This window comes from Pseudomonas graminis, assembly GCF_013201545.1.
GTDB lineage: Bacteria > Pseudomonadota > Gammaproteobacteria > Pseudomonadales > Pseudomonadaceae > Aquipseudomonas.
In genome coordinates, this window is record NZ_CP053746.1 from 2,232,908 (window position 1) to 2,259,656 (window position 26,749).

The following is a 26,749-nucleotide window of genomic DNA, read 5'->3' on the forward strand; positions in this document are numbered from 1 at the left end:
GCTATGACGGCAAACGCGCTGCGGACCTGGCTTCATGTTGCCGCAACGCCCATTCCACATGTTCACGCACCATCTCTGACGGATGCTCCAGCCGTGCCTTCAGCGCTTCGATCACCGGAATAGTAGACGGCGCGTTGCCCAGTCCCACGGCCAGATTTCTCAACCAGCGCTCATACCCGGCACGCCGCAATGGTGAGCCTTCGGTGTTGTTCAGGAATGTCGTTTCATCCCACAAAAACAGCGTGGTCAGTTCGGCGTTATCGAGGCCGTGGCGGGGTTTGAAATCGGTTTGATCGGTCGGACGGGCGAAGCGATTCCACGGACAGACGATCTGACAGTCATCACAGCCGAACACCCGATTGCCGATTAATGCACGCAAGTCTTCGGGTATCGACGTCTTCAACTCGATGGTCAGGTAGGAAATGCATTTGCGCGCATCCAGCACGTAGGGCCCGACGAACGCATTGGTCGGGCATACGTCCAGGCACGCCGTGCAGCGCCCGCAATGCTCGGTGGCGTGTGGCGCGTCTACCGGCAGCGGCAGGTCGACGAACAGCTCGCTGAGGAAGAAATAACTGCCGGCCTTGCGGTTGAGTACCAGGGTGTTCTTGCCGATCCAGCCCAGCCCGGCCTGCTCGGCAATGGCTTTCTCCAGCACCGGTGCGCTGTCGACGAACGCGCGAAACCCGAAGGGCCCGATCGCCTGCTGAATGCGCTCCGCCAGTTGCTGCACGCGCTTGCGAATCAGCTTGTGGTAATCACGGCCAAGCGCGTATCGGGACACGTAGGCTTTCTCAGGCTGCCCCAGTAACTGAGCCATCTGCGTGTCGCCGGGCAGATAGTCCATGCGCAACGACACCACACGCAGCGTTCCTGGCACCAGCTCGTCCGGGTGCGAACGTTTGCTGCCATGCGCTGCCATATAGTCCATCTCACCGTGATACCCGGCGTCGAGCCAGCGCTCCAGGTGCTGCTCGTGCTCGGCCAGGTCCAGTCCCGAGATCCCGACTTGCTGAAAGCCGAGCTCGCGCCCCCATGCCTTGATCGATTGGGCAAGGTCTGTCAGCCCGGCTGCCGTTAAAGGCACTGAGGCTGTGGATGGATCTACAGTTATCGCGGACATGCAAAGAGGACACCGGGGCGCAGGTGCGTATAATTCTGCCAGACATCGGAGCCCAAAGACGCATGTTGCACAGCAAACCCTCATTTCCCGACGCACTGTACAGCGCTGCCCAAGTGCGCGACCTCGACGCGCGCCTCGTTGCCGCCGGCACACCCGGCTTCGAGCTGATGCAGCGCGCCGCCCATGCGGCATGGCGGGCAATACGTCGCCGCTGGCCCGAGGGCAAACAACTGACGGTGATGGCCGGTCGCGGCAACAACGCCGGCGATGGCTATCTCATCGCTGCGCTGGCCCGGCGCGCCGGTTGGCAGGTTAACGTGCTGGCCGTGGGTGATAGCGACGCGCTGGCCGGCGATGCCCGATCCGCCTATGAAGAAGCGGTTGCCGCCGACGTCGATATTCAGCCCTGGCAACAGCAGGCGCTGGCCGGCATTGTCGTCGACGCGCTGCTGGGCACCGGACTGACGGGCGACGTGCGCGCGCCTTATGCTGCGGCCATTGACGCCATCAACGACAGTGGATTGCCGGTCGTGGCCGTCGATCTCCCTTCGGGACTGTGCGCGGATACCGGACGAACCCTCGGTTGCGCAGTCCGCGCCGATCTGACCGTCACCTTCATCGGCCTCAAGATCGGGCTGTTCACCGGCGATGCGCCCGAGCGGGTGGGCGAGTTGGTGTTCGATGACTTGCAGGCGGACGCCGAGATCGTTCGGCACACCCCTATCAGCGTCAAACGGCTGGACACCTTCAATCTGCCCACTTTGGCGCCTCGCTCACCCATCGCCCACAAGGGCCTGTTTGGTCGCGTGCTGGTGATCGGCGGCGATCGGGGTTTCGGCGGCGCTGCATTGCTCGCCACCGAAAGCACGCTGCGCACCGGCGCCGGTATGGTCACGCTTGCCACGCGGCCGGAACATGTCAGCGCCGCGCTGACGCGATTCCCTGAAGTCATGAGCGCCGGCATCAGCTCGGCCAATCAGCTCCGCGCGTTGATCGAGCCCGCGTCGGTACTGGTCGTCGGTCCGGGCCTCGGCCAGCACAGTTGGGGGAAAAGCCTGTTGTCCGCGGCTGCCAACGCACCGTTGCCGCAGGTATGGGATGCCGACGCGTTGAATGAGCTGGCGACCGGCGCGGTGCAATTGCCCGAGGGCTGCGTGATCACCCCGCATCCTGGCGAGGCCGCGCGGCTGCTGGGCTCCGACACCAAGCACATTCAGGCCGATCGTCCGGCCGCAGCGCGGGCGCTGGCTAAGAAATTCAATGCCGTGTGCGTTTTGAAAGGCAGCGGCAGCCTGATCGCCAACCCTGCCGGTGACCTCGCACTGGCCGATCACGGCCATCCGGCGATGGCAACCGGCGGGCTGGGCGATGTGCTGTCGGGTGTCATCGGCGCGTTGATGGCGCAAAAGATGAGCGCCTACGACGCTGCCTGTCTGGGTGTCTGGCTGCACGCCCTCGCCGGTGAGCAATGCGGCGCCAGCGGGCGAGGGCTCGCTGCCGCTGATCTGATTCCTGTTATTCGCCACCTTCTGGAGGAGCATCAACCGTGTCTGAGCTAACCCTGGAGCTCATGGGTGAAGAGGCCATGACCCACTTCGGCGCACGCATTGCCCAAGTGACTGAAAGCAATGGGATTATTTTTCTGGAGGGCGACTTGGGGGCGGGCAAGACTACGCTGTCCCGAGGAATCATCCGCGGCCTGGGCCATACCGGCGCGGTAAAAAGTCCGACGTTTACGCTGGTAGAACCTTACGAAATCGGGAGAAACCGCGCGTATCACTTTGATCTCTACCGACTTGTTGATCCAGAAGAGCTAGAATTCCTCGGCATCCGGGACTATTTCGAAGGCGATGCCCTTTGTCTCATCGAATGGCCCAATCTGGGTGCAGGCTTTTTGCCAAAGCCTGACCTGATCATTACCATAAGGCCGCTCGATGAAGGTCGAGCGTTGACGCTGAGCCCAAAAAGCTCGCGTGGCGAGATGTGGCGTGCAGCGTTGGCGCCTTCGTTTAAATAGACATTCAATAGATATGGGGTTTGGTATGCGCATGCGCGCGCTGGTTACTGTGATTGGACTGCTGCTGGCGACACTGGCTGTCGACGCGTTGGCCGCTTCACAGGTACGAAGTGTCCGCTTATGGCGTGCTCCGGATAACACTCGACTGGTTTTCGACCTGTCTGGCCCCGTTCAGCACAGCGTCTTCACGCTGCAGTCCCCTGATCGTTTGGTCATCGACATCAACGGCGCTACCCTGGGCGGCGCATTGAATGTTCCGACGGCCAACACGCCGATCACCAGCATGCGCTCGGCGCAACGCACGCCTGACGACCTGCGCGTGGTCATCGACCTGAAAAAGGCGGTGACGCCCAAGAGCTTCACCCTCGCGCCGAACCAGCAATACGGCAACCGCCTGGTGGTCGACCTGTACGACAATGCCGCCGATGCCAATCCGCCGCCGTCTGTTGCCGATACCCCGGCCACCGCCGCGCCTGCGACGCCCGCGGTGGTGCCGATCAGCCCGTCCAAGCCTGAGATCAAACTCACCCCTGTGCCAAACGGCAAGCGCGACATCGTCGTCGTTATTGATGCCGGTCACGGCGGTGAAGACCCGGGTGCGTCCGGCGGCCGTGGTGAGAAAGAAAAGAACGTGGTGCTCGCGATTGCCAAAGAGCTGCAGCGCCAGATCAACGGCGAGAAGGGCTATCGCGCTGAATTGACCCGTACCGGCGATTACTTCATCCCGCTGCGTAAGCGCACGGAAATCGCGCGCGCCAAGGGTGCTGACCTGTTCGTGTCCATCCATGCCGACGCCGCGCCTTCATCGGCGGCCTTCGGGGCTTCTGTGTTTGCCTTGTCCGAGCGCGGCGCAACCTCGGAGACTGCACGCTGGCTGGCGGACAGTGAAAACCGTTCCGACTTGATCGGTGGCGCCGGGGCCGTGAGCCTCGATGACAAGGACCGCATGCTCGCTGGCGTACTGCTTGATCTGTCGATGACTGCGTCGCTGACCTCAAGCCTGAACGTCGGCCAGAAGGTGCTGACCAACATCGGCCGCGTGACCTCGCTGCACAAGTCTCGCGTCGAGCAGGCGGGCTTCATGGTGCTGAAGTCGCCGGATATTCCGTCGATTCTGGTTGAGACCGGTTTTATCTCCAACGCGGCGGAAGCGAACAAGCTGGAAGGCGCAAGCCACCAGCAGGCGCTGGCGCGCTCCATCACCGCGGGCGTGAAGCAGTTCTTCCAGCAGAATCCGCCCCAGGGCACCTACATCGCCTGGCTACGGGACAACGGCAAGCTGGCCATGGGTGCCCGCGAGCACACGGTCCGCCCCGGCGAATCGCTCAGCATGATCGCGGCGCGCTATGACATGACCATGCCGATGCTCCGTACAGCCAATCATCTAAGTTCCGACGAATTGAAAGTCGGCCAGCAATTGAGAATCCCCAGCGCAGAACTGGCAGGTGAGCCGTGACTGACCTGTTGCTCGGTGATCAGGAACTGGATGTCAGCGTAATCTCCGATTTACCTGCGGCAGAAGCCGCGCGTATCCAGCTGCTGAGCCCGCGGCTTGCCAACCAGATTGCGGCGGGCGAGGTCGTCGAACGGCCGGCGTCGGTGATCAAGGAGCTGCTCGAGAACAGCCTCGATTCCGGCGCGCGTCGCATTGATGTCGACGTTGAACAGGCCGGCATCAAGCTGCTACGTGTTCGCGACGACGGCGGCGGCATTTCTTCGGATGACCTGCCCCTGGCGCTGGCTCGACATGCCACCAGCAAGATCCGCGATCTGGAAGACCTTGAGCGAGTCATGAGCCTTGGCTTTCGGGGCGAGGCGCTGGCGTCGATCAGCTCGGTGGCCCGTTTGACCCTGACATCGCGCACCCGTGACGCTGATCAGGCGTGGCAGGTCGAGACCGAAGGTCGCGACATGGCTTCTCGTGTTCAGCCCGCTGCGCACCCGGTCGGCACCTCCGTGGAAGTCCGCGACCTGTTCTTCAACACCCCGGCGCGACGCAAGTTTCTCAAAGCCGAGAAAACCGAATTCGATCATCTCCAGGAAGTGATCAAGCGCATGGCGCTGGCGCGTTTCGACGTGGCCTTTCATTTGCGCCACAACGGCAAGACCGTCTTGAGCCTGCACGAAGCGCGCGATGACGTATCGCGTGCGCGACGGGTGTCGGCTATTTGCGGCCCCGGGTTTCTGGAACAGGCGCTGCCGATCGAGGTCGAGCGCAACGGTTTGAGGTTGTGGGGTTGGGTCGGGCTGCCGACGTTCTCCCGCAGTCAGGCCGATCTGCAGTATTTCTTCGTCAATGGCCGTGCAGTGCGCGACAAGCTGGTTGCCCACGCCGTGCGTCAGGCTTACCGCGACGTGCTGTTCAATGGCCGGCATCCGACCTTCGTGCTGTTTTTTGAAGTGGATCCGGCGGTCGTCGACGTCAACGTCCATCCGACCAAGCACGAAGTGCGGTTCCGCGACGGACGCATGGTCCACGATTTCCTCTACGGCACCCTGCATCGGGCCCTCGGTGATGTGCGACCTGAAGATCAGCTCGCTGGCACCACATCGGTCACCGCGCTGGTGCGCCCAACTGGCCCGGATGCCGGCGAGTTCGGGCCGCAGGGCGAGATGCGTCTGGCCAATAACGTGCTGGAAACGCCACAAGGTCAGGCCTGGAGTCCGCCCGCAGGATCTGCGCCCGGCTCTGGCAGTGGTGCGGGTTACCAATATCAATACACGCCGCGGCCGTCGTCGGTGCTTCCGGCTGAAGAAGCGCGTGCCGCTTACACCGAATTCTTTGCCCCGCTGCCCGGCGCGCAGTCTCCGTCGGGCGCAGGTATGGTTTCGTTGCCCGAATCTCAGGGCGACGTTCCGCCTTTGGGTTATGCCCTCGCTCAGCTCAAGGGCATTTATATCCTCGCGGAAAACGCCCACGGCCTGGTGCTGGTGGACATGCACGCGGCCCATGAGCGAATCATGTATGAGCGCTTGAAAATAGCCATGGCCAGCGAAGGCCTAAGCGGTCAGCCGCTGCTGGTGCCGGAGTCCATTGCGGTCAGCCAGCGCGAGGCCGACTGCGCAGAGGAACACATGGTGACCTTCCAGCAACTGGGCTTCGAATTGCAGCGCCTTGGCCCTGAAACGCTCGCGATCCGTCAGATCCCCGCGCTGCTCAAGCAGGCTGAGGCGAATCGACTGGTGCACGATGTGCTGGGCGATCTGATGGAGTACGGCACCAGCGATCGCGTCCAGGCGCACATGAATGAGCTGCTCGGTACCATGGCGTGCCACGGCGCGATTCGCGCCAATCGCCGGCTCGCCATTCCGGAAATGAACGGCCTGCTGCGTGACATGGAAAACACTGAACGCAGCGGTCAATGCAACCACGGACGTCCCACCTGGACCCAGCTGGGTCTGGATGATCTGGACAAACTGTTCCTGCGCGGTCGCTGATGAGTGCGCTTCCTCCGGCCATCTTTCTGATGGGGCCCACCGCCGCCGGGAAAACCGATCTCGCCATCGAGCTGACCAAAGTGCTGCCGTGTGAGCTGATCAGTGTGGATTCCGCGCTGGTTTATCGGGGCATGGACATCGGCACCGCCAAGCCATCAAAGGCGCTGCTGGACGCGTATCCGCACCGTCTCATCGATATCCTCGACCCGAGCCAGAGCTACTCTGCGGCCGATTTTCGAACCGATGCCCTGCAGGCCATGGCGGAAATTACCGCCCGGGGGAAAATTCCCCTGCTGGTGGGCGGCACGATGTTGTATTTCAAGGCTCTACTGGAAGGCCTGGCCGATATGCCTGCGGCGGATGCTGAGGTTCGTGCGCAAATTGAAGCACAAGCGGCCAGTCAGGGTTGGCAGGCACTGCATGATGAGCTGGCGAGCATCGATCCGGTGTCGGCAGCGAGAATTCACCCCAACGATCCTCAGCGGCTGGTTCGTGCGCTGGAAGTCTTTCGGGTGAGCGGAATGAGCATGACCGCGCACCGTGAACAACAAAGTGCGCAAAGTGCTCAAGCGAGCGCTTCGGGGCGTCATCAATTGCCCTATACTGTCGCAAATCTCGCGATCGCACCGACGGATCGCAAGGTGCTCCACGACCGAATTGCTGTGCGTTTCAGGCGAATGCTTGATGAAGGATTCGTTGAAGAAGTCGTAGCGCTACGTTCGAGGGGTGATCTGCACTCGAATTTACCGTCTATAAGAGCTGTAGGGTATCGCCAGGTCTGGGATCATCTGGACGGCAAGCTGACTCGGGATGAAATGCAGGAGCGCGGCATCATTGCCACGCGCCAGTTGGCCAAGAGGCAGTTCACCTGGTTACGCAGCTGGCAGGATTTGCACTGGTTGGACAGCCTGGCTTGCGACAATCTGCCACGCGCCTTGAAATACCTGGGGTCGGTCTCCATATTGAGCTGAGTCCTTGCAATAGCCGTCTATCCTTGGGGGATAGCCTTCGGGAGGTAGCGGCCCAAGCCAATGTTTTCGAATTTATTCTATTGATCCTTAAAGGAGTGCGGCACATGTCAAAAGGGCATTCGCTACAAGACCCTTACCTGAACACTTTGCGTAAAGAAAAGGTTGGGGTTTCGATCTACCTGGTAAACGGTATCAAGCTGCAAGGCACTATCGAATCCTTTGACCAGTTCGTTATTTTGCTGAAGAACACTGTCAGCCAAATGGTCTACAAACACGCCATCTCGACCGTCGTTCCCGTCCGCCCGATTCGTCTGCCTAGCGCTACCGAATCCGAGCAGGCTGACGCCGAGCCAGGTAACGCCTGATAGGAGTCTGCTTTGTTCTTTGAGCGCCACAGTGGTGGTGAGCGGGCGATCCTCGTTCACTTGGATGGTCAGGACCCTGAGGCGCGCGAAGATCCGCAGGAGTTCAGGGAGCTGGCGCTGTCGGCTGGCGCCGACATTGTCTCGTTCGTCAACGTGCCAAGGCATAGGCCAACGGCCAAGTATCTGGTAGGCAGCGGCAAGGTCGAGGAATTACGCGACCTGGTCAAAACCGAAAAGTCAGATATCGTCATCTTCAATCATGTCCTTACACCCAGTCAGGAACGAAACCTCGAACGTGTTTTCGAGTGTCGCGTGCTTGACCGTACGGGCCTGATTCTCGACATCTTCGCCCAACGGGCGCGCACCCACGAAGGCAAGCTGCAGGTCGAACTGGCCCAGCTTGAACACATGAGTACGCGGCTGGTCCGTGGCTGGACTCACCTTGAGCGTCAGGGCGGCGGTATCGGTCTGCGCGGCCCGGGTGAAACCCAGCTTGAAACGGACCGACGTCTGTTGCGTGTGCGCTTGCGTCAGATCAAGGGCCGGCTCGAAAAAGTCCGCAGTCAGCGTGATCAGGCCCGTCGTGGCCGCTCCCGCGCCGACATCCCTACGGTTTCGATCGTTGGCTACACCAACGCCGGCAAGTCAACGCTGTTCAATGCGGTGACCGACTCCGACGTCTACGCGGCCGATCAGCTGTTCGCGACCCTTGACCCGACCTTGCGCCGCCTTGAACTCAAAGACCTTGGGCCGATTGTGCTGGCTGATACGGTGGGTTTCATCCGCCATTTGCCGCACAAGCTGGTCGAGGCCTTTCGGGCTACGCTCGAAGAGTCGAGCAACTCCGATCTGCTCTTGCATGTGATCGACGCTCATGAGCCCGATCGCCTCGAGCAGATCGAGCAGGTCATGGTGGTGCTGGGCGAGATTGGGGCCCAGGACTTGCCGATGCTCGAGGTGTATAACAAACTCGATCTGCTCGAAGGGGTTGAGCCGCAGATTCAACGCGATGCCGATGGCAAGCCGCAGCGGGTCTGGGTCTCTGCCCGTGACGGGCGCGGTCTGGATTTGCTCAAGCAAGCCATCGCCGAAGTGTTGGGCAATGACCTCTTTGTGGGGACGCTGCGCCTCACGCAGGAGTTCGCCCGGTTGCGTGCCCAGTTTTTCAACCTGGGCGCGGTGCAAAGCGAAGAGCATGACGAAGAAGGCCAGAGTCTTCTGGCTGTACGGTTACCCCGAGTTGAATTCAATCGCCTGGTGAGTCGCGAAGGACTGCAGCCGCTGGAATTCATCGAGCAACACACTTTGCAATAAAAGCCTGACAAAGCGGTTGTACTGCTTCGACGGGCATTCTGTAGCATTGGTCGGCGCGCCGTGGGCGCGTCTTTGCTTTATCAGATGGAGAGCGCTATGGCTTGGAATGAGCCGGGTGGCAACTCGAATAATCAGGATCCTTGGGGTGGTAAGCGCAAGGGCGGCGACCGCAAGGGGCCACCGGATCTCGACGAGGCCTTCCGTAAGCTGCAGGAAAGCCTGAATGGGTTGTTCGGTGGTGGTAAAAAACGCAGTGGCGATGGTGGCGGCAGCGGCGGTGGATCGAGCAAGGGCGGTGGCCTCGGCCTGCTCGGCATCGGTCTGGTCGTGCTGCTCGCCATCTGGCTGTACAACGCAATTTATGTGGTCGACGAGCAGGAGCAGGCCGTTGTGCTGCGCTTCGGCAAGTACTACGAAACCGTCGGGCCGGGTCTGAACATCTACTTCCCGCCGTTCGATCGCAAGTACCTCGAAAACGTGACCCGTGAACGTGCGTACAGCAAGCAGGGCCAGATGCTCACCGAAGACGAGAACATCGTCGAGGTGCCACTGACTGTGCAATACAAGATCACCAATCTGCAGGATTTCGTGCTGAACGTCGATCAGCCTGAAGTCAGCCTCCAGCACGCAACCGAAAGTGCCTTGCGCCATGTGGTCGGTTCGACCGCCATGGATCAGGTGCTGACTGAAGGTCGTGAGTTGATGGCCAGCGAAATCAAGGAGCGGTTGCAGCGCTTCCTCGATACCTATCGCACCGGTATCACCGTGACTCAGGTCAACGTGCAGAGTGCTGCGGCGCCGCGCGAAGTCCAGGAAGCGTTCGATGACGTGATCCGCGCCCGTGAAGACGAGCAGCGCTCACGCAACCAGGCTGAAACCTATGCCAATGGTGTGATTCCGGAAGCACGCGGTCAGGCTCAGCGTATCGTCGAAGACGCCAACGGTTATCGTGACGAAGTGGTCTCCCGGGCCAAGGGTGAGGCGGATCGCTTTACCAAGCTGGTTGCCGAGTACCGCAAAGCTCCGGAAGTCACGCGTGAGCGTCTGTATCTGGACACCATGCAGGAAGTCTTCAGCAACACCAGCAAGGTGCTCGTGACTGGCGACAAAGGTCAGAACAACCTTCTTTATCTGCCGTTGGACAAAATGATCGATAGCAGCCGTAACGGTTCCAGCTCGTCTGCCGCTGGCGGCACTGCCGCTGCACCGGCAGATCCGGGCTCGCGGGCAGCGGACATGCAACAACAACGCGACACGCGCACTAGGGAGACTCGCTGATGAGCAATAAATCTCTGGTTGCCCTGATTGTCTGCGTCGTGTTGGCCGTGGTCGCATGGAACAGCTTTTACATCGTCGCCCAGACCGAGCGCGCGGTGCTGCTGCAGTTCGGTCGCGTGGTTCAAGCAGATGTTGCCCCAGGCCTGCACGTGAAGATTCCTTACGTGAATCAGGTGCGCAAGTTCGATGGTCGCTTGATGACCCTGGATGCGCCGACTCAGCGTTTCCTGACGCTGGAAAAGAAAGCGGTGATGGTTGATGCCTATGCCAAGTGGCGCGTGAAGGACGCTGAGCGTTTCTACACCGCGACATCAGGCCTGAAGCAAATCGCCGATGAGCGTCTCTCCCGTCGTCTCGAGTCCGGTCTGCGTGACCAGTTCGGTAAGCGCACGCTGCACGAGGTGGTTTCGGGTGAGCGTGACGCGTTGATGGCTGACATCACTGCGTCGCTGAACACCATGGCCGGTAAAGAGCTGGGCATCGAAGTTGTCGATGTTCGGGTCAAGGCCATCGATCTGCCGAAGGAAGTGAACCGCAGCGTGTTCGAACGCATGAGCACCGAACGTGAGCGTGAAGCCCGTGAGCACCGCGCCAAGGGTAACGAGTTGGCGGAGGGCATCCGTGCCGACGCCGATCGCCAGCGTCGCGTTCTGTTGGCTGAAGCCTATCGCGAGTCTGAAGAGGCGCGCGGTGATGGGGATGCTCAAGCGTCCGCGATCTACTCCAAGGCCTACGGTCAGGATCAGGAGTTCTACGCGTTCTACCGTAGCCTGCGCGCCTACCGTGAAAGCTTCGCAAACAAAAGCGACGTGATGGTGCTGGACCCAGGCAGCGAGTTCTTCCGCTACCTGCAAAAATCCAAGCCGTAATCGCATCGGCACCTGATCACTCCGCCGGGCGGCAAAACAGCCCGTCGGGGTGATCGCGCGACAAAACGTGTGTATGATGCGGCAGCCGGGAAATTCCCGGCTTTTTTGCGTCTGCACGATTGATTGGCCGTGGCGTGTTCCGTGCGCGGCAGTTTTTTCGAGGACGGTGTTCACGATAGTGCGGCGCATTGGGCAGGGGGCACTCCTTGCACTGCGTCCGCAGAATGCTGTCTGCTTCACTCAAGGCTTGCCCAAGGGCCGGCCGCCCGGATTATAGGGGAAAGGCGTAATGGCAACGGTTGACCGCTGGCTGCTGCCGGATGGCATCGAAGAAGTACTGCCGCCGGAAGCTGCGCGCATTGAAGTCGCGCGTCGTCAGGTGCTGGATCTGTTTCAGAGCTGGGGCTACGAGTTTGTCGTGACCCCGCACATCGAATACCTCGAATCACTGCTCACCGGTGCGGGCCAGGATCTGGATCTGCGCACCTTCAAAGTCGTCGACCCGCAATCGGGGCGGCAGATGGGTTTCCGCGCGGACATCACGCCGCAGGTCGCCCGCATCGACGCCCACACCCTGCGTCGCGAAGGCCCAAGCCGTCTCTGCTACGCTGGCAGCGTGCTGCATGCCCAGCCGCGTGCGCTGTCGTCCTCGCGCAGCCCGATCCAGCTGGGCGCCGAGCTGTACGGCGACGCAAGCCCAAGCAGCGACGTCGAAGTCATCAGCCTCATGCTGGCAATGCTGCAACTGGCTGATGTGCCGGACGTCCATATGGACCTTGGCCACGTCGGGATTTACCGCGGTCTTGCCCGCGCTGCCGGGTTGTCCGGTGAAGTCGAGCAACAGCTGTTTGATGCGCTGCAGCGCAAAGCCATCGACGAGGTCATAGCCTTGACTGAAGGTCTGCCGGCCGATCTGGCCAGCATGCTGCGCGCGCTGGTGGATCTGTGTGGCGACCGTACCGTGTTGGCGCAGGCGCGCGACCGCCTAGCGAATGCGCCGGCGCCGGTCATCGAAGCGCTGGACGATCTGCTGGAAATCGCCGAACGTCTGTCGGCCCGGTTTCCTGAGCTACCGTTGTACTTTGACCTTGGCGAGCTGCGCGGCTACCACTACCACACGGGTGTGGTGTTTGCGGTTTTCGTTCCGGGTGTTGGTCAGTCGATTGCCCAGGGCGGTCGGTACGATGACATTGGTGCCGACTTCGGTCGCGCGCGCCCGGCGACGGGGTTTTCCACCGATTTGAAAACCCTGGTGACACGCGGTCAGGCGCAGATCGAGCTACCGTCTGGCGGTATCTGGATGCCGGACAGCACTGATGCAGCGCTGTGGCAAAAGGTCTGTCAGCTGCGCGCAGAAGGTCAGCGTGTGGTTCAGGCCTTGCCAGGCCAACCGGTTTCAGCGGCGCAAGACGCTGACTGCGATCGGCAATTGATTCAGCAGGGCGAGCGTTGGCAGGTAATGCCGCTGGCCTCTTGAGTTTCCCCGCCGGCCGCTGCCGGCACCAAGTTTGCGCGAATGAGGACAAGTGTTATGGGTAAGAATGTCGTAGTCCTGGGCACCCAATGGGGTGATGAGGGCAAAGGCAAGATCGTTGATCTGCTGACCGAACATGCAACCGCGGTAGTGCGCTATCAAGGTGGCCACAACGCTGGCCACACACTGGTGATCGACGGCGAAAAAACCGTCCTGCACCTGATTCCGTCCGGCGTCCTGCGCGAAGGCGTGCAGTGCCTGATCGGTAATGGTGTGGTCGTCGCGCCTGATGCACTGATGCGCGAAATCACCAAGCTGGAAGAGAAGGGCATTCCGGTGCGCGAGCGTCTGCGCATCAGCCCGTCCTGCCCACTGATCCTGTCCTATCACGTGGCCCTTGATCAGGCCCGCGAAAAAGCCCGTGGCGAGCACAAGATCGGCACGACCGGTCGCGGCATCGGCCCGGCTTACGAAGACAAGGTTGCGCGTCGTGGCCTGCGCATTGGTGATCTGTTCCATCGCGAGCGCTTCGCCGCCAAGCTGGGCGAACTGCTGGATTACCACAACTTCGTCCTGGTCAATTACTACAAAGAGCCAGCGATCGACTTCCAGAAGACACTCGACGAGTGCATGGAATACGCCGAGCTGCTCAAGCCGATGATGCTAGACGTGACCGCCACGCTGCACGAAATGCGTCGCGCCGGCAAAGACATCATGTTCGAAGGTGCCCAGGGTTCGCTGCTGGACATCGACCACGGTACCTACCCATACGTCACCAGTTCGAACACCACTGCGGGCGGCATCGCCACGGGTTCGGGCATGGGCCCGATGTACCTGGATTACATCCTCGGCATCACCAAGGCCTACACCACTCGCGTGGGTTCGGGTCCGTTTCCGACTGAGCTGTTCGACGACGTCGGCGCGTTCCTGGCCAAGCGTGGTCACGAGTTCGGTGCAACTACCGGGCGTGCGCGTCGCTGTGGCTGGTTCGACGCCGTTATCCTGCGTCGCGCCATCGACGTCAACAGCATCTCGGGCATCTGCCTGACCAAGCTGGACGTGCTTGACGGTCTCGAGACCATCAACATCTGTGTGGGCTACAAGAACGAAAACGGTGCAGTGATCGACGCACCGACCGACGCCGACAGCTACATCGGCCTGGAGCCGGTGTACGAAGAAGTGCCGGGCTGGTCCGAGTCGACCCTGGGTGCCAAGACCCTGGAAGAGCTGCCTGCCAACGCTCGGGCTTACATCAAGCGCCTTGAAGAGCTGGTCGGTGCACCGATCGACATTATTTCGACGGGCCCTGACCGCAACGAGACGATCGTTCTGCGTCATCCGTTCGATTGATAAGTCGTTGAAACACAAACAAAGGGTCGCCTCGGCGGCCCTTTGTTTTGCCCCCTGAAAACTGCCGAGCACTGCGGCACGACCCTTGCTGTGATTCCACGTATAAAACGATGCCATCATTTTAATGGCGTGTGTTGTGGGGGAATTCCTGTGTCGGCTGTTACTTCTCTTCTACGCAGTCGCTTGCTGCGACCCGTATTCATTGCTCTTGGTATCGCGCTTCTGGTGCAAGTGCTGGTTGCCGTCGCCCTTACACGGAGCACCGTTACTGCGCTTGAGGCTGAGCTGGCGGCGCGGCTGAGTGTAGATTCGCAACACTTGACCGGCGAGCTGGAGCAGGCGAGCCGCGACGTAACGTCCAGTCTGGACAGTCTCTCGCAAAATACACGTCAGCGCCTGAGCGCCGGGCTGTCGACGCGTCTGAAAGATGAACAGAAGCAACTGCGTGCGACGCTGGAGAAGGATCTTCAGGATTCAGCGACGGACATGGCCGAGCTGCTGGCTGCGGTCGCGCCACGGGCGATGTGGGATGGCGATACGCCGACGCTGTCGGAGTTCGCGCGCCGTGCGCAACGCAATCCGAATGTGCTGTTCGTGGTCTACGACGACGCTCAAGGCGAGCACTTGACGCGTTATCTGAATCGCGAGAACGAATCCATCAAAGCTCTGCTGGCGAAGGGTGAGGGTGAGCGCGCCATGGACAAGGTCCTGAACGCGGCGCAGAAAGACCCATCGGTGTATTACGTAGAAGCATCGATCAGCCCCAATGGCGTCGAGATCGGCAAAGTCCGAATGGGTGTGTCGACCACCTCTGTGGAAGAGAATCTGGCAGCGCTGGACAAGCGCTTTATTGCGTTGATCGGCAGCGGTGATCAGCTGGTTTCGGAAAGCCTGGGCGGCGCTGCGGCCGAGAGTTCTGCCGCGTTGCGCTCGCGTCTGCAGACGGCGCAATCGTCGGCCACTGCGATGGCGACCAATACCAGCTCCGCTGTGCAGGAGGCCGCGACCACGCTGCGCTGGAGAATCGGTGTCGGGCTGTCTCTGGTGGGGCTTGGCGTGCTGGTGGCGTTGGCCATCGTGCTGGGGCGCCGCGTTGTACTGCGCTTGCAGTTGCTCAACCGTGCGCTGGACGATTTGGCGGCAGGTGAAGGCGATTTGACCAAGCGCGTCAAACTCAACAGCAACGATGAGATAGGCGACATGGCCGCGGCCGTAAACCGCTTCGTTGACAAGTTGCAGCCGATCGTTCGAGAGGCGGGGGATGTGGCGCAGCAGACTGGCGTCGAGATTGGCGCCATGAGCAAGCGCAACGCGGGCGCCGGCGCTGCGGCCGAATTGCAGCGCGATGAGGTGGCTGCCAGCCTTCAAGCGCTGGCACAGATGGCAGACGAGGCCCAGGCCGAGAGCCAGGCGATGCAGGCAGCATTGCGGCAGGTCGTGGACATTCGCCAGGCAACGGATGAAAACACGCGCACCTCCAATCAGGTTGGCAGTTTGATCGAGGCGCTGGCCGGGCAGGTGGAGACGGGTGCCCAGGTCATCGAGCGGCTGGCGCAGCAAAGCCAGCAGATCGAAGTGGTGCTGGAAGTGATCCATGGCATCGCCGAGCAAACCAACCTGCTTGCCCTCAACGCTGCCATTGAAGCAGCGCGCGCCGGCGAAACCGGTCGGGGTTTCGCGGTTGTCGCCGATGAGGTGCGCGCGTTGGCGAGCAAGACGCAAAGCTCAACGGGGGATATCCAGGAACACATCGCCAAGCTGCAGTCCGGGGCGCGCGAAGCCGTGGCGACGATTGGTCTCGCAGGGCGTCAGGCCAAAGAAGGGCTTGCGGTGCTGAAAGACAGCGCGCGACTGCAGCAGTCTGTGCAGGTGTCTGTCGAGCAGGTTCATGCGGCGATTGGTCTGGCCACTCGGGCCGCAGAGCATCAGGCTCAGGGCGCGCAAGCGGTGCGGGGGCGTGTAGAAGTCATTCACGCTCAAGCCGAGAAGGCTGCCCAGGCCGTGGTCGAGACCACCGCCAGCGGCAAGACGCTGGACAGGCTGGCCGCGCAGCTCAAGGCCAGTCTGGGGCAGTTCCGCGCCTAGTCACCTGCACGGATGGGGGTTATTGCAGCCCCCCAGAAAACAAAAAACCGAGCACTTGGCTCGGTTTTGTTTGTTTGGTGCCCAGAAGAAGACTCGAACTTCCACGACCTTGCGGTCACCAGCACCTGAAGCTGGCGTGTCTACCAATTTCACCATCTGGGCATGGCGCTGATTTAATTAGATTTTTCGTGGGAGTGCAACTGAATTTTTGAATTTGTTGGAGGCACGGCGGGGGGGATGCATTTGCAGCGAGGGGCAGAGCACGAGATGTGATCTACGCTAACTGATATTTTTACTACGCTTGACTTTTCAAACCGCAAAATGCACAAAACCGAGTCTAAGCTCGGTTTCGTTGAATTGGTGCCCAGAAGAAGACTCGAACTTCCACGACCTTGCGGTCACCAGCACCTGAAGCTGGCGTGTCTACCAATTTCACCATCTGGGCAGTTCGTTGATTTCATTCGATATTTCGTTTGATTTCAACTACAACTTGGCAGTGCCGTCGTTGTGGGGCGCATCTTACGGAGGAGATTGAGGGCTGTAAAGCCCCCGTGCGAAAATAATTTGAAATAGCGAAAAGCCCCAGCAAATGCTGTCTTCGCGTTTCAATGTGGTATATGCCAAACTAATTACATACAGATAAGGTGAATTCATTCTAATGGCCGATTGGCAGTCCCTCGATCCCGAGGCCGCTCGTGAAGCGGAAAAATACGAAAACCCCATCCCTAGCCGTGAGCTGATTCTGGCGCACCTCTCCGAGCGCGGTTCGCCTGCTGCCCGGGAGCAGTTGGTGGAAGAGTTTGGCCTGACGACTGAAGATCAGATCGAGGCCTTGCGGCGTCGGCTCCGTGCCATGGAGCGCGATGCCCAATTGATTTACACCCGCCGTGGCACGTACGCACCGGTCGACAAGCTGGACCTCATCCTGGGTCGCATCAGCGGTCACCGTGACGGCTTCGGTTTCCTAGTCCCGGATGATGGCTCCGACGACCTGTTCATGAGCCCTGCGCAGATGCGTCTGGTGTTCGACGGTGACCGCGCACTGGCACGCGTCTCGGGTCTGGACCGTCGCGGTCGACGCGAAGGCGTGATTGTCGAAGTCATTTCCCGCGCGCACGAAACCGTAGTGGGTCGCTATTTCGAAGAAAGCGGCATCGGTTTCGTTCAGCCGGACAACCCAAAAATCCAGCAAGAAGTGCTGATCACCCCTGGCCGTAACAACGGCGCCAAGGTCGGTCAGTTCGTCGAGGTGAAAATCACCCACTGGCCGACCCCGCGTTTCCAGCCGCAGGGCGACGTGGTTGAGGTGGTGGGCAATTACATGGCGCCCGGCATGGAGATCGATGTCGCGCTGCGTACCTACGACATTCCTCACGTTTGGCCCGAGGCGGTGCTCAAAGAAGCCGCGAAGCTGAAGCCGCAAGTGGAGGAGAAGGACAAGGAAAACCGCGTCGATCTGCGTCACCTTCCATTCGTCACCATCGACGGTGAAGACGCCCGCGACTTCGACGATGCTGTTTTCTGCGAAGCCAAGCCCGGCAAGCTGCGCCTGTTCTCTGGCGGCTGGAAGCTCTATGTGGCGATCGCCGATGTATCAAGCTACGTGAAGCTCGGCTCGGCGCTCGACGCTGAGTCTCAGGTGCGCGGCAACTCGGTGTATTTCCCTGAGCGTGTGATCCCGATGCTTCCTGAGCAGCTGTCCAACGGGCTGTGTTCGCTGAATCCGCTGGTTGATCGTCTGGCAATGGTTTGCGAGATGACTATCTCCAAAACCGGCGAGATGACCGACTACGTTTTCTATGAAGCCGTGATCCACTCCCATGCACGCCTGACCTACAACAAGGTCAGCTCGATGCTGGAGCATCCCAAAGCCGCCGAAGCCAAGCAGCTGCGCGAGCAGTATGGCGACGTCGTGCCGCACCTGAAGCAGCTTTATGCGCTGTACAAAGTGCTGTTGGGAGCCCGGCATGTCCGCGGTGCCATCGATTTTGAAACCCAGGAAACCCGGATTATTTTCGGCACTGAGCGCAAAATCGCCGAGATCCGTCCGACCACTCGAAACGATGCGCACAAGCTGATTGAAGAATGCATGCTCGCTGCGAACGTGGCGACTGCTGCGTTTCTCAAGAAGCACGAGATCCCTGCGCTGTATCGCGTGCACGACGGTCCGCCGCCTGAGCGCCTGGAAAAGCTGCGTGCCTTCCTCGGCGAGTTGGGTCTTTCCCTGCACAAGGGCAAAGACGGCCCGACGCCGAAGGACTATCAGGCGCTGCTCGAAACCATTAAGGACCGTCCGGATTACCACCTGATCCAGACCGTCATGCTGCGTTCGTTGAGCCAGGCGGTGTACAGCTCGGATAACCATGGCCACTTTGGTTTGAATTACGAGGCGTACACCCACTTCACCTCGCCGATTCGTCGCTACCCGGACTTGCTGACTCACCGCGCGATCCGCAGTGTGATCCGCTCCAAGCAGGAAACGCCGCACGTTCGCCGTGCCGGTGCTCCGGTCATTCCGAAGGCCCGTATTTACCCGTACGACGAAGCGATGCTCGAGCAACTGGGCGAACAGTGCTCGATGAGCGAGCGCCGTGCCGATGAGGCAACCCGCGACGTGACGAACTGGCTGAAATGCGAGTTCATGAAAGACCGCGTTGGCGAGTCGTTCCCGGGCGTGATCACGGCAGTCACCGGCTTTGGTCTGTTCGTCGAGCTGACCGATATCTACGTCGAAGGCCTGGTGCACGTCACCGCATTGCCGGGTGACTACTACCACTTCGATCCGGTCCATCATCGCCTGGCCGGCGAGCGCACAGGCCGTAGCTTCCGCCTGGGCGACACCGTTGAAGTGCGTGTCATGCGTGTTGATCTGGACGAGCGCAAGATCGATTTCGAAATGTCCGAGAAAACCACCAGCGCGCCGATCGGCCGTAAGCGTCGGACGTCCGAGCCTGCCGCGGCAGAGAAGGGCAAGGATTCCAAGGAATCGTCGTCTGCTTCCAAGTCCGGTCGCCGCACTGCGAAAGAGCCTGTTGCCGAGGCCTATCGGCCAAGTGATGCGGCTGCCAAGAATGCAGAAGTGCGCAAAAGCCGTGAAATGAAAAAAGCCCTGCTGACTGAAGCCAAGGGTGGTAGCAAGGCATCGTCGGGAAAGTCGACGAGTGATTCTGCTGGGGCTTCCGGTAAAACCAGCAAGCATCGCAAAGGCTCGTCCAAGTCGGGTTCGGCCTCTGCTTCAGGCGGTGGCAGCGTGCGCAAACCTAAGGCGAAGTCATGAGTCAGCTGGAAAAAATCTACGGCGTTCATGCCGTAGAGGCGTTGTTGCGTCATCACCCGAAGCGGGTCAAGCAGATCTGGCTGGCTGAAGGGCGCAGCGACCCACGGGTTCAAGTGCTCATCGAACTCGCTGCGCAAAACCGCGTGTCGGTGGGGCAAGCCGAGCGCCGCGAAATGGATGCCTGGGTAGAAGGTGTTCACCAGGGCGTGGTAGCGGATGTCAGCCCGAGCCAGGTCTGGGGCGAGGCGATGCTTGACGAGCTGCTCGACCGCACCGAAGGTCCGCCGCTGATTCTGGTCCTGGATGGCGTCACCGATCCGCATAACCTGGGCGCCTGCCTGCGGACTGCCGATGCGGCCGGTGCGCTGGCGGTGATCGTGCCCAAGGACAAGTCTGCGACGTTGACGCCGACCGTTCGGAAAGTGGCATGCGGTGCAGCGGAGGTCATTCCTCTCGTCGCCGTGACCAACCTGGCTCGCACGCTGGAAAAACTCCAGCAACGCGGGCTATGGGTCGTCGGCACTGCGGGCGAGGCCGAGCAGGAGTTGTATCAGCAGGATCTGACGGGCCCGACCATCCTGATCATGGGCGCCGAAGGCAAAGGCATGCGCCGCCTGACCCGCGAGCATTGCGATTATCTGGTACGTCTGCCGATGGCGGGCAGCGTCAGCAGCCTCAACGTTTCGGTCGCGACAGGCGTCTGCCTGTTCGAAGCCCTGCGCCAGCGCGCGGCTGCCAAGAAGTAGTTGTCAGTAGCGAGCTGCAAGCCTCAAGCCCGAGCCAGTCACGCTCCGGCTTGTAGCTTGTAGCTTAAAGCCATTGCTCAAATATTCACCAATCTCCTTGCGCCCCTCCGACCCCTTCTCTACAATCGCGTCCCTTGCTGTCATGGCAGGCCCTGTGCCTGTTCCTGTGCAAGATAAACCAGTGTTATTCACTCCTTGTCTGACCGCTTTGGCGGCAGGCTACAACCCGTAAGGAGCATTCATGCGTCATTACGAAATCATCTTTCTGGTTCACCCGGACCAGAGCGAGCAAGTCGGCGGCATGGTAGAGCGTTACACCAAGCTGATCGAAGAAGACGGCGGCAAGATCCACCGTCTGGAAGATTGGGGCCGTCGTCAACTGGCCTACGCAATCAACAATGTTCACAAGGCTCACTACGTGATGCTGAACGTTGAGTGCACTGGCAAGGCTCTGGCCGAGCTGGAAGACAACTTCCGTTACAACGATGCCGTGATCCGTAACCTTGTCATCCGTCGCGACGAAGCTGTTACTGGCCAGTCCGAAATGCTCAAGGCTGAAGAAAACCGCAGTGAGCGCCGTGAGCGTCGCGACCGTCCTGAGCACTCCGACGCCGAAGGCGTTGATGGTGATGACAGCGACAACAGCGATAACGCTGACGAGTAATCCACGGACCTTTTGAGGAGCCCATTACATGGCACGTTTCTTCCGTCGTCGTAAATTCTGCCGCTTCACAGCTGAAAATGTGAAGGAGATCGATTACAAAGATCTCAATACCCTGAAAGCCTACGTATCTGAAACCGGCAAGATCGTTCCTAGCCGCATTACTGGTACCAAAGCTCGTTATCAGCGTCAGCTGGCTACCGCTATCAAGCGCGCCCGCTTCCTGGCCCTGTTGGCCTACACCGACAGCCACGGCCGCTGAGACCAGGTAGTCGACAAACGCAGTAAGGGATAGATCGCATGCGCGCCATGGCTGAATTCATCATGCGCGGCCGCATGCAGGCCACTCTCGTAGTGGTTGGATGTGCGGCATTGCCGCTGTTGTTCTGGTTGAGTGCTGCTGCAGGTTGCCTTGTGCTCCTGCGACGCGGGATCAGTGACGCGTTAGGCGTCCTTGCATGGGCTCTGCTGCCGGCTTTGGTCTGGTGGTATTTCGGTGAACCTCGCACTCTGATGGTGTTGCTGGGTTCCTGGGGGCTGGCCGCCGTGTTGCGTGCCAGCGAGTCTTGGGTCCGCGTGCTGCTGGTCAGCGTGGCGGTTGGATTGTTGTATGCAGTGGTTCTGGGCGCGGTGTTTCGCGAGCCCATCGAAGCCATGGCGGGGGAGCTGCAAAAGCTCCTGCCCCACGTCTTCGGTGATGTCTACCAGCAGATGTCGGTAGAAGAGCGAGCGCGTTTGGGGGCACTGATTACGCCAGTCCTCAATGGCCTGATTGCAGCGTTGTTGCAGATCGTCAGCGTGGTATGCCTGCTCCTTGGGCGGTACTGGCAGGCGTTGTTGTATAACCCGGGCGGTTTCGGACGCGAATTTCGCAGCCTGAAACTCCCGCGGGCACCGATGCTGGTGCTGCTGGTGTGCATGTTGGTGGGGCCGAATTTCGGTCCTCAACTGGCGATGCTGACACCGTTGTGCAGCGTGCCGCTCATGTTCGCGGGGCTGGCCCTGATTCACGGTCTGGTGGCTGCAAAGCGCCTGACACGGTTCTGGCTGGTAGGGTTGTACGTCACGCTATTGCTGTTCATGCAGCTGATCTATCCGTTGCTGGTGGTGTTTGCCATTGTCGACAGCCTGATTGATTTTCGCGGCCGTCTGGCGTCGAAAGACGCCGATAACGGTTCTGCGAACGGTGAAGGTTAAAGTTAAGAGGTTTTACCAAATGGAACTCATCCTGCTGGAAAAAGTCGCCAACCTGGGCAACCTGGGCGATAAAGTAAACGTTAAGGCTGGCTACGGTCGTAACTTCCTGCTGCCTTTCGGCAAAGCAACCGCTGCAACCGCTGCCAACCTGGCCGCGTTTGAAGAGCGTCGTGCAGAGCTGGAAAAAGCTGCCGCCGAGAAGAAAGCTTCTGCTGAAACTCGTGCTGCTCAACTGGCAGAGCTGGAAGTGACTATCACTGCCACCGCTGGTGACGAAGGCAAGCTGTTCGGTTCGATCGGTACTCACGACATCGCTGACGCACTGACCGCCTCTGGCGTTGAAGTGGCCAAGTCTGAAGTTCGTCTGCCGAACGGCACCATCCGTAACGTTGGCGAATACGACGTAGCCGTGCACCTGCACAGCGACGTTGAAGCTACCGTTCGCGTTGTTGTTGTAGCTGCTTAAGCAGTATGGTTTCTGCGCTTCGGTGCAGAAGTCTGACCGACTGATGACTCGCTCCTCGGTCGGTTAGCATTGGGCACGTTCCTGTTCGCAGGTCGTGCCCTTTGTCATTTCTGAGTATCCTGATTCAACCCCCTGATTTCCGTGTGGCCATGAACGACATCTCCGCTCCCGAGCAATATGACCTGCAAACCGCTGCCCTGAAGGTGCCGCCGCATTCCATCGAGGCCGAACAGGCCGTGCTCGGTGGTCTGATGCTGGACAACAACGCCTGGGAGCGCGTGCTTGATCAGGTGTCGGATGGCGATTTCTATCGTCATGACCACCGTCTGATATTCCGCGCCATTGCCAAGCTGGCGGATCAGAACCAGCCGATCGACGTCGTGACCCTGGCAGAGCAGCTCGACAAGGAGGGCCAGACCTCGCAAGTCGGTGGCCTGGGGTACCTGTCGGAACTCGCGAAGAACATTCCATCTGTCGCGAACATCAAGGCCTATGCCCAGATCGTTCGTCAGCGCGCGACGCTGCGCCAATTGATCGGCATCAGTACCGAGATCGCTGACAGTGCTTTTAACCCGGAAGGTCGTACCGCCGAAGAGATTCTTGACGAGGCCGAACGGCAGATCTTCCAGATCGCCGAAGCGCGGCCCAAGACAGGCGGGCCGGTTAGCGTCAACGACCTGCTGACCCGGGCGATTGACCGCATCGATACGCTGTTCAACATCGGCGACGGCATCACTGGCCTTTCCACGGGCTACGCCGACCTGGATGAAAAGACCAGCGGTCTGCAGCAGTCTGACCTGATCATCGTTGCAGGTCGTCCGTCGATGGGTAAGACCACCTTCGCGATGAATCTCGTGGAAAACGCGGTGCTGCGCAGCGACAAAGTGGTGCTGGTCTACTCGCTGGAGATGCCAGGCGAATCGCTGATCATGCGTATGCTGTCGTCGCTGGGCCGTATCGACCAGACCAAGGTGCGTTCCGGTCAGCTCGATGACGATGACTGGCCGCGCCTCACATCGGCGGTCAATCTGCTCAACGATCGCAAGCTGTTCATCGACGACACGGCAGGCATCAGCCCCTCCGAGATGCGAGCGCGTACGCGGCGCCTGGTCCGCGAGCACGGCGATATCGGCCTGATCATGATCGACTACCTGCAATTGATGCAGATTCCTGGCTCCAGTGGCGATAACCGGACGAACGAGATTTCTGAAATCTCCCGTTCCCTGAAAGCGCTCGCCAAGGAATTCAATTGCCCGGTGGTTGCGCTTTCTCAGCTCAACCGCTCCCTCGAGCAACGTCCCAACAAGCGCCCGGTGAACTCCGACTTGCGGGAATCTGGAGCGATCGAGCAGGACGCCGACGTCATCATGTTCGTGTACCGGGATGAGGTGTATCACCCCGAGACCGAACACAAGGGCATCGCTGAAATCATCATCGGCAAGCAGCGTAACGGCCCGATCGGGTTTATCCGGCTGGCGTTTATCGGCAAATACACCCGCTTCGAGAACCTCGCGCCGGGCAGTTACAACTTTGATGATGATGAATAAGTAGGGCTCTGGACCGGGACTTTGATGCCGGAAGGGCACCAGAGTCCAGAGTCATGCCGATCACTTATCCGACTACTGTCGTCGGACTTGATCAAAATTTGTGCTATTCTCCGCGCCCGCGAATTTCCAAGCGAAAATCGCCCCCAGACACGAACACTGGTCATCGATATGCAAGCAGCCAAGCCGTTATTTGACTATCCGAAGTACTGGGCCGAATGTTTCGGACCAGCGTCTTTCCTGCCAATGAGCCGGGAAGAAATGGATCAGCTTGGCTGGGATTCCTGCGACATCATTATTGTCACGGGTGATGCCTACGTCGATCACCCTTCTTTTGGCATGGCGATCATCGGCCGGCTGCTGGAGTCCCAGGGCTTCCGCGTCGGGATCATTGCGCAGCCCGACTGGAAATCAAAAGACGACTTCATGAAGCTCGGCGAGCCGAACCTGTTCTTCGGCGTCGCGGCCGGCAACATGGATTCGATGATCAACCGTTACACCGCCGACAAAAAGATCCGCTCCGATGACGCCTACACCCCAGGCGGCATGGCGGGCAAGCGTCCGGACCGTGCAAGTCTGGTCTACAGCCAGCGCTGCAAGGAAGCCTACAAGAACGTGCCGATCGTTCTGGGTGGCATCGAAGCATCGCTGCGCCGCATCGCTCACTACGACTACTGGCAGGACAAGGTTCGCAACTCGATCCTGATCGACGCATGCGCCGATATCCTGCTGTACGGCAACGCCGAGCGGGCTATCGTCGAAGTGGCCACTCGCCTGTCCTATGGGGAGACGATCGAAAGCATCACTGACGTGCGCGGCACGGCGTTCATTCGTCGTGACACGCCAGAGGGCTGGTACGAAGTCGACTCCACGCGCATTGACCGTCCAGGCAAGATCGACAAGATCATCAACCCGTACGTGAACACGCAAGACACCCAGGCCTGTGCCATCGAGCAGGAAAAGGGTGACGTCGAGGATCCGAACGAAGCGAAGGTCGTGCAGATTCTAGCCAGCCCGCGCATGACCCGCGACAAGACGGTCATCCGTCTGCCGTCGATGGAGAAAGTGCGCGGCGACGCGGTGCTCTATGCCCACGCCAACCGCGTATTGCACCTGGAAACCAACCCGGGCAACGCCCGCGCGCTGGTCCAGAAGCATGGCGAGGTGGACGTCTGGTTCAATCCGCCGCCCATTCCGATGACCACCGAAGAAATGGACTACGTGTTCGGCATGCCATACGCGCGCATTCCGCACCCGGTGTACGGCAAGGAGAAGATCCCGGCCTACGACATGATCCGTTTCTCGGTGAACATCATGCGCGGCTGCTTCGGCGGCTGCACGTTCTGCTCTATCACCGAGCATGAAGGCCGGATCATTCAGAACCGTTCCCATGATTCGATCATCCGCGAGATCGAAGAAATCCGTGACAAGGTCCCCGGCTTCACCGGCGTGATCTCCGACCTTGGCGGTCCGACGGCGAACATGTATCGCATCGCCTGCAAGAGCCCGGAAATCGAGTCCGCATGCCGCAAACCGTCCTGCGTGTTCCCGGGTATCTGCCCGAACCTGAACACGGATCACTCGGCATTGATTCAGCTGTACCGCAGCGCCCGTGAACTGCCCGGCGTGAAGAAAATTCTGATCGCGTCCGGTCTGCGTTACGACCTGGCGGTGGAATCGCCCGAGTACGTCAAGGAGCTGGTGACCCACCACGTCGGCGGTTACCTGAAGATTGCGCCTGAGCACACCGAAGAAGGTCCGCTCAACCAGATGATGAAACCGGGCATTGGCAGCTACGACAAGTTCAAGCGCATGTTCGAGAAGTACTCCAAGGAAGCGGGCAAAGAGCAGTACCTGATTCCTTACTTCATCGCGGCTCACCCGGGCACGACCGACGAAGACATGATGAACCTTGCGCTTTGGCTCAAGGGCAACGGCTTTCGCGCGGATCAGGTGCAGGCGTTCTATCCGTCGCCGATGGCCAGTGCGACGGCCATGTACCACTCTGGCAAGAACCCGCTGCGCAAGGTCACGTACAAGAGCGATTCGGTCACCATCGTCAAGAGCGAAGAGCAGCGCCGTCTGCACAAGGCGTTCCTGCGCTATCACGATCCGAAGGGCTGGCCGATGCTGCGTGAGGCACTGGAGCGTATGGGCCGTGCCGATCTGATCGGGCCGGGCAAGCATCAGCTGATCCCGCTGCGCCAGCCGGAAACCGACACCTATCAGAGCGCGCGCCGCAAGAACTCGACGCCGGCTGGTAGCCACAAGGTTGCCAGGACCACCAAGATCCTGACGCAGCACACCGGCTTGCCTCAGCGCGCAAGCGACGGCAGCAAGCCTTGGGACAAGCGCGAAGAGGCCAAGGCTGCGGCGGCTGCTCGTAACAAGCAGGCAGCCAAGGATCGTTCGGATGCGGCCAAACCCGGCAAAGGCAAGAAGCCTTCGCGCCAGCCGGTTTTCCCACGATAAGGTCCCGCGCTAAGCGATACCGAACAACAAAACGCCAGCTTTCGAGCTGGCGTTTTGCATTCCACTGCAAATAACCCCACCCGCCTCATTTCCGTGCGACCC

21 protein-coding genes and 2 tRNA genes are annotated in these 26,749 nt (G+C 60.1%); 20 read left to right on the forward strand and 3 right to left on the reverse strand.

Features of this window, described 5'->3' with window-relative positions:
- Window position 1: 1 nt before the first annotated feature.
- Window positions 2-1,123: a tRNA epoxyqueuosine(34) reductase QueG gene (gene queG, locus FX982_RS10060; RefSeq protein ID WP_254074890.1), complete on the reverse strand. Its 1,122-nt coding sequence runs from the start codon at window positions 1,121-1,123 to the stop codon at window positions 2-4.
- A 62-nt stretch (window positions 1,124-1,185) separates the two neighbouring features.
- On the opposite strand from queG, the gene FX982_RS10065 reads away from it, so the two are divergent.
- The 12 genes from FX982_RS10065 (at window position 1,186) to FX982_RS10120 (ending at window position 16,284) form a co-directional block, all read left to right on the forward strand.
- The gene (locus tag FX982_RS10065; protein WP_172610532.1) at window positions 1,186-2,682 is read left to right on the forward strand and encodes an NAD(P)H-hydrate dehydratase; all 1,497 of its coding nucleotides are present in this window, start codon (window positions 1,186-1,188) and stop codon (window positions 2,680-2,682) included.
- The gene (gene tsaE, locus FX982_RS10070) at window positions 2,670-3,140 is read left to right on the forward strand and encodes a tRNA (adenosine(37)-N6)-threonylcarbamoyltransferase complex ATPase subunit type 1 TsaE (protein WP_172610533.1); all 471 of its coding nucleotides are present in this window, start codon (window positions 2,670-2,672) and stop codon (window positions 3,138-3,140) included. The genes FX982_RS10065 and tsaE overlap by 13 nt, the downstream gene beginning before the upstream one ends.
- Before the next feature lie 13 nt (window positions 3,141-3,153).
- A complete protein-coding gene (locus tag FX982_RS10075) occupies window positions 3,154-4,596 on the forward strand; it encodes an N-acetylmuramoyl-L-alanine amidase (RefSeq protein WP_205484910.1) in 1,443 nt (480 codons plus the stop codon).
- A gap of 41 nt (window positions 4,597-4,637) precedes the next feature.
- Entirely contained in the window at window positions 4,638-6,578 is a 1,941-nt protein-coding gene (gene mutL, locus FX982_RS10080) for a DNA mismatch repair endonuclease MutL (RefSeq protein WP_172613023.1), read from the forward strand.
- Window positions 6,578-7,549: a tRNA (adenosine(37)-N6)-dimethylallyltransferase MiaA gene (miaA, locus tag FX982_RS10085; protein WP_172610534.1), complete on the forward strand. Its 972-nt coding sequence runs from the start codon at window positions 6,578-6,580 to the stop codon at window positions 7,547-7,549. The genes mutL and miaA overlap by 1 nt, the downstream gene beginning before the upstream one ends.
- A 104-nt stretch (window positions 7,550-7,653) precedes the next feature.
- Entirely contained in the window at window positions 7,654-7,914 is a 261-nt protein-coding gene (hfq, locus tag FX982_RS10090; RefSeq protein WP_019691505.1) for an RNA chaperone Hfq, read from the forward strand.
- 12 nt (window positions 7,915-7,926) lie between these two features.
- Entirely contained in the window at window positions 7,927-9,228 is a 1,302-nt protein-coding gene (hflX, locus tag FX982_RS10095; protein ID WP_172610535.1) for a ribosome rescue GTPase HflX, read from the forward strand.
- A gap of 96 nt (window positions 9,229-9,324) precedes the next feature.
- Entirely contained in the window at window positions 9,325-10,506 is a 1,182-nt protein-coding gene (gene hflK / locus FX982_RS10100; RefSeq protein ID WP_172610536.1) for an FtsH protease activity modulator HflK, read from the forward strand.
- Window positions 10,506-11,375, forward strand: a complete 870-nt coding sequence (gene hflC / locus FX982_RS10105) for a protease modulator HflC (RefSeq protein ID WP_172610537.1) — start codon at window positions 10,506-10,508, stop codon at window positions 11,373-11,375. Before hflK ends, hflC begins: the two co-directional genes overlap by 1 nt.
- Window positions 11,376-11,664: 289 nt before the next feature.
- A complete protein-coding gene (locus tag FX982_RS10110; protein WP_122533817.1) occupies window positions 11,665-12,852 on the forward strand; it encodes an ATP phosphoribosyltransferase regulatory subunit in 1,188 nt (395 codons plus the stop codon).
- Window positions 12,853-12,906: 54 nt separating this feature from the next.
- The gene (locus FX982_RS10115; RefSeq protein ID WP_122533816.1) at window positions 12,907-14,199 is read left to right on the forward strand and encodes an adenylosuccinate synthase; all 1,293 of its coding nucleotides are present in this window, start codon (window positions 12,907-12,909) and stop codon (window positions 14,197-14,199) included.
- Window positions 14,200-14,349: 150 nt separating this feature from the next.
- Complete coding sequence (locus FX982_RS10120) at window positions 14,350-16,284, forward strand: methyl-accepting chemotaxis protein (protein ID WP_172610538.1); 1,935 nt, start codon at window positions 14,350-14,352, stop codon at window positions 16,282-16,284.
- Window positions 16,285-16,359: 75 nt separating this feature from the next.
- Here the strand turns inward: FX982_RS10120 and FX982_RS10125 are convergent.
- Window positions 16,360-16,446 (reverse strand) — tRNA-Leu (locus FX982_RS10125).
- Between the two features lie 196 nt (window positions 16,447-16,642).
- Window positions 16,643-16,729, reverse strand: a tRNA-Leu gene (locus FX982_RS10130).
- A gap of 213 nt (window positions 16,730-16,942) precedes the next feature.
- Between FX982_RS10130 and rnr the strand changes: the two genes are divergently transcribed.
- From rnr to FX982_RS10170, 8 genes are all read left to right on the forward strand, one after another.
- Window positions 16,943-19,561 carry a ribonuclease R gene (gene rnr, locus FX982_RS10135; RefSeq protein WP_172610539.1) on the forward strand — a complete coding sequence of 873 codons (2,619 nt, stop codon included), beginning with the start codon at window positions 16,943-16,945 and terminating at the stop codon, window positions 19,559-19,561.
- Window positions 19,558-20,307 (forward strand): 23S rRNA (guanosine(2251)-2'-O)-methyltransferase RlmB, encoded by a 750-nt coding sequence (gene rlmB, locus FX982_RS10140; RefSeq protein ID WP_037015712.1) that lies wholly within the window; start codon window positions 19,558-19,560, stop codon window positions 20,305-20,307. The genes rnr and rlmB overlap by 4 nt, the downstream gene beginning before the upstream one ends.
- A gap of 241 nt (window positions 20,308-20,548) precedes the next feature.
- Complete coding sequence (rpsF, locus tag FX982_RS10145; protein ID WP_037015709.1) at window positions 20,549-20,971, forward strand: 30S ribosomal protein S6; 423 nt, start codon at window positions 20,549-20,551, stop codon at window positions 20,969-20,971.
- A gap of 28 nt (window positions 20,972-20,999) precedes the next feature.
- Entirely contained in the window at window positions 21,000-21,230 is a 231-nt protein-coding gene (rpsR, locus tag FX982_RS10150) for a 30S ribosomal protein S18 (RefSeq protein WP_037015707.1), read from the forward strand.
- A gap of 38 nt (window positions 21,231-21,268) precedes the next feature.
- Window positions 21,269-22,165, forward strand: coding sequence for a hypothetical protein (locus FX982_RS10155; protein ID WP_172610540.1), 897 nt, complete (start codon window positions 21,269-21,271; stop codon window positions 22,163-22,165).
- 19 nt (window positions 22,166-22,184) lie between these two features.
- The gene (gene rplI, locus FX982_RS10160; RefSeq protein ID WP_172610541.1) at window positions 22,185-22,631 is read left to right on the forward strand and encodes a 50S ribosomal protein L9; all 447 of its coding nucleotides are present in this window, start codon (window positions 22,185-22,187) and stop codon (window positions 22,629-22,631) included.
- Between the two features lie 149 nt (window positions 22,632-22,780).
- A complete protein-coding gene (gene dnaB, locus FX982_RS10165) occupies window positions 22,781-24,178 on the forward strand; it encodes a replicative DNA helicase (RefSeq protein WP_065987793.1) in 1,398 nt (465 codons plus the stop codon).
- A gap of 168 nt (window positions 24,179-24,346) precedes the next feature.
- Window positions 24,347-26,647 carry a YgiQ family radical SAM protein gene (locus FX982_RS10170; RefSeq protein WP_172610542.1) on the forward strand — a complete coding sequence of 767 codons (2,301 nt, stop codon included), beginning with the start codon at window positions 24,347-24,349 and terminating at the stop codon, window positions 26,645-26,647.
- Window positions 26,648-26,749: the final 102 nt, after the last annotated feature.